At 67.2% G+C, this 454-nt stretch carries 1 protein-coding gene; it reads right to left on the bottom strand.

All coding sequences use genetic code 11. From position 1 onward, the window contains the following. On the bottom strand, positions 1–393 hold a 393-nt coding region (locus I6F28_RS37135), incomplete at its 3' end, for a hypothetical protein (protein WP_225143956.1). Positions 394–454: the final 61 nt, after the last annotated feature.

Genomic DNA, 454 nt, shown 5'->3' with positions numbered 1-454 from the left:
CAATGCCACCACTTCATCCGCCACGATTTCCTGGCGGAACTCCGCGTTCTCCGGCGTATCGGGCACCTTCTTGAGCAGCGCTTCGATCTCGGCCACTGCCTGATCGATGATGACGAAGCGTTCCGGTCCGTTGATGACCTTCAACTGCTGGCGCCCCCAGCGGATGCGCTGTGCGGCGGCGGCATGGTCGACGTGCCACGATTCGCTCTCCTTGAACCAGTCCGGATGCTCGCGCAGATGCTCTTGCGCCAGCGTGGCGGCACCTTCGCGCGACTCCCGCATGACCTCATCGTGAAAGGCCTGGCGGTCGGTCGGCATCGGGCCGACAGGCACGTTGTCGGGGGCATTGCCGGCGGCATGTGTGGCGGCGGCATTGGCGGCTTCCGGCGACACCTGTAGCGGTTCCAGGGCGCCCGGACCCTGAGCGCTCGGGCCCGACGGCATGGCTGGCGCC

Origin of the sequence: Bradyrhizobium sp. NBAIM14 (genome assembly GCF_020193895.1) — a bacterium.
Lineage (GTDB): Bacteria > Pseudomonadota > Alphaproteobacteria > Rhizobiales > Xanthobacteraceae > Bradyrhizobium > Bradyrhizobium yuanmingense.
Note: the sequence above shows the minus strand (reverse complement) of the source record. Positions and strands in the feature narration are given on the sequence as shown.